Annotated in this window: 3 protein-coding genes; all 3 read right to left on the bottom strand. The window is 42.1% G+C overall.

Going from position 1 to position 3445, the window contains the following annotated elements:
• Positions 1-414: 414 nt before the first annotated feature.
• The 3 genes from L634_RS32005 to L634_RS0128275 all read right to left on the bottom strand — a co-directional run bounded on the left by L634_RS32005 (position 415) and on the right by L634_RS0128275 (position 3335).
• Positions 415-1614: a C40 family peptidase gene (locus tag L634_RS32005; RefSeq protein ID WP_084029054.1), complete on the bottom strand. Its 1200-nt coding sequence runs from the start codon at positions 1612-1614 to the stop codon at positions 415-417.
• Positions 1601-2230: a hypothetical protein gene (locus L634_RS0128280; protein WP_026585279.1), complete on the bottom strand. Its 630-nt coding sequence runs from the start codon at positions 2228-2230 to the stop codon at positions 1601-1603. Before L634_RS0128280 ends, L634_RS32005 begins: the two co-directional genes overlap by 14 nt.
• A gap of 112 nt (positions 2231-2342) precedes the next feature.
• On the bottom strand, positions 2343-3335 hold the full coding sequence (locus L634_RS0128275; RefSeq protein WP_026585278.1) for an aliphatic sulfonate ABC transporter substrate-binding protein: 993 nt from the start codon (positions 3333-3335) through the stop codon (positions 2343-2345).
• Positions 3336-3445 lie beyond the last annotated feature (110 nt).

Raw genomic sequence — 3445 nt, 5'->3', positions numbered from 1 at the left:
GCTTCTTTGGCATGCCTACTTTTCCATCACTCGCTAGTTTTAAAACAAGGATCATTTCGTATCTAGTAATTTACTTTGTTAGCTTGATGGGCATGGGGTCCTACCAGCCAATCGCGTAAAACATACGCTTAGGATCATGTTCATAAAATCCTGAGTTACTGTACGTCTCAAGGTTAAGGATTTATTAGAAGTTTCCTTACCTGTTAATGTTCAATAACTTATCTCTTTATCAATGTTCAGTTAATAGACAAAAGATAAGTTTTGTTACAGCTGTAACAGTCTTAGAGTATAAAAACATTTAAAAATTTTGCCAAATTTTGCTTAACGTATGTTTTGCGCGAAAAGTTGGTGGTACGCCAAATACTACTCCTACTTTCTTGGAAAGATTAAGAAAAAAGCAGTGATGACACTGCTTTATAAACGTTTTACTCGTCCATTAAAAGTATCTTTCCAGTACCCTTTTGTCATGTCCGCAATGGCAACGCCTGTATTTGTTTGCGCACCAATAAACTTCCCATTACCAACATAAATGCCGACATGACCATCTACTTTATAAGTATCAAAGAATACTAGATCACCTGGCTTCATATCACTAGGAGAAACAGGTTTTCCTAAGTGTTTCAAAGTTTCTGTGCTGGTTGAAGTCAATGGACCTAAATCTATGCCTATTTGAGCGAACGCCCAATGTACAAAGCTCGAGCAATCGAAACGCCCTTCTGCGATATCACTTTGATTTCGTCCGCCACCGAAGATATATTCAGAGTTTCCAATCCACTTTCGCCCGACATCTACAACCTCTACACCAGAAAGCCCTTCTGAACCGCCGCCAATGGCAACATATCCTTTTACATAAGAATCAGCAAAACCTAACACTTCTTCAACGTACCATTCCGCATGATTATAAGCAAAAACAGCATCACGGATACGTCCATCAGCTGCACCGTTTGCAGCTAAGTACTTAGCTGCTGCGAAAATAGCATCTTCTAAATCATTTGGGTCAGCCTTGCCGTCTCCGTCTCCATCAACGCCATAGCCACCATACTTTGAAATGACAGAAAGGCTAGTAATTTCAGATTGTGAGATATTACCTTTCCCTAATCCACCACACGAAGGATGGCCCCATCCAACCCACGTACAAGGCATAAACTGGAAGTGCCCAGTTGCTCCCACGGGCGAAATCATAGGATGAATGGTTGAAAATCGCGTTTCTACGCGATGATGGGCTGCAAGTAAATTCCACGGCACACCGTATTCTTCTTGAGCTGCCTTATAGATTGGTATAAATGCAGCCGGAATTTCATTTGCGCCGATTTCGGATATTTCTCCACCCCAGAACCCATCGCCTTCAGGCTTTGATTCTTCCCCACTGGATGCAATGATAAGGACCATTGCGACAGCAATTCCCATACATACGATTAATACGGCTACAGCTCCTAAAATGACTGGCCAACCTAATTTTAGAGTGACAGCTGTCCCGGCTTTTTGCCCAGCTTTCTTGATAACCTGTTTTCCGGCTTGTTTTGCAGCTACTTTACCAGCTGTACCAGCAGCACTCTTTAAGGCTGAACTTCCATCTATTTCATAACTGTTATTTGAATCGTTAGTTTGGGACATTTACTCTCACATCCTCTACCTTCCATTCACCATCCACTTGCCGAACACCGATCAAATACCAATCTTCCGTTTCTGAAATTGTGCCATCAGTTGCCTTCGCTTCACCCATCACCATGACATTCCAGCGAACAACAGAACTGCTGGAATTAACAACAGGGGTAACACTTGTTTCTTTAACAGTTAAATAGGAACGATCAAGCGGCTCTCTTCTCATGTTTCTCTTCATTTTTTCATATAAAGCATCGGTCATATAGAGTTTTGCGTTTTCTAAATATTCCTGGGGGTTCTCTGCATTGTACGTATGAAAGGCTGTAACAAATAGAACAGCTGTTGCTTTTGTTTGTTGTAAATCTTCTTTAGAAAAATTTTCGGTTTGATCGTACTTATTTACACTTTGGGATGGATCTTCTTCAGCTCCACTGGAAGTGCTGGAATCGGCTGTTTCTGCCGATTCCGTTGCAATTTGCGGTGTATTGTCCTGCGCTCCGACTTCATTTGTATTCATGCTGCGGAAAATAAATGATGATGTAAAGCCGATTACGAGAAAGACCGCTAGGATGAAGAAGAATAGTTTGATCCGGTCTGATTTGCTGTTATGAAAATCCCATCCAAACATACTCTCCCTCCTTACTCTTCATTCCTCTTAGCATTGATTTGCTGCTGAGCTTCCCATCGGAAGAGTACCAAATAAAAAAACCGGAACCCTTTTAAAGGCTCCGGTCCAATTTTTACTGAATAAAGTTCTTCGCAATAAGCTCGCTGAATTCTGGTTTCTCTTTAAGGAATTTTAAAGTGTAGGAAGAATCTGCAAAGGCCTGGATTGTTTCAGCATCAACATCATATGTGAAGCCGATTCTTTCCCAAGCACGGTCCACTACTTCTTTCTCGAGCTCTTGGCCGGTTACTTCTTTAATATCTTTAATTGTAATTGCTTTTGCATCCTCTGGATTTTCTTCGATAAATTTCACTGCATCTTTATGTGCATCTACAATTTTCTGGACTTTTTCTGGTCTGTTTTTCACGGCATCACCAGTTGCAACTAATACTGATGCAGGAAGAGTTTCACCGAAGGATACTTCATTCCACCCTATTACAACTTCAGCGTTTGTTTCCTGTTCAATTACCGCAGCCCATGGTTCAGGTGCAACGGCAATATCAACTTTTCCAGTTTTCAGCATGCTTGCATACTGGGCTGGGTTGCCTGTTAAGTGCTTCATTGTACCGCCGATGCGAGCAGAGGTGATGCCAGCTTCTTCTAAATATGTTTCATACTGAACATCGTGTGTGCAGCCGACGCCAGGCGTAATAAACGTTTTTCCTTCAAAATCTTCAAGAGAATTGATTTCTACTCCTTCTCTAGCAAGGACCACTGTTCCGCCAGTTGAAGCCCCAGCGATAATCTTAACGTCTGCTCCAGTAGAGAAGTTATTCATTGCTGGCCCTGGCCCTACAAGTCCCGCATCAATATCGCCTGTTTTCAGGGCTGTCATAAATGAACCGCCTTCTGCAAACGTCTTATATTCTACTTTTGTTCCATCACCAAGCTGTTTCTCAAAGTACCCTTGCTCCTTTGCAACCATTGCCGGAACATGGTTGATATTAGGGAAATACCCGATGACAATCTTGTCTTCGCCGCCGCTGCTCTTTTCAGATGAACCGCACCCTGCAAGGATCCCTGCGAAAGTGAATAATATAGCAACCCATAAAAATGCCTTTTTCATATTTACCCCTCCTGATTTAAGGGCAATTATCGCTCCACTCATGGATTCGGCTCTGAACATGGTTCCATTTCATACGTCACCTTATTTACGGCCTACTTTAACTTTTTGCG

Source organism: Bacillus sp. J33 (assembly GCF_000518885.1).
Taxonomy (GTDB): Bacteria; Bacillota; Bacilli; order Bacillales; family Cytobacillaceae; genus Cytobacillus.
The sequence above is the reverse complement of the archived record's forward strand: the minus strand, read 5'-3'. Positions and strand labels throughout refer to the sequence as shown.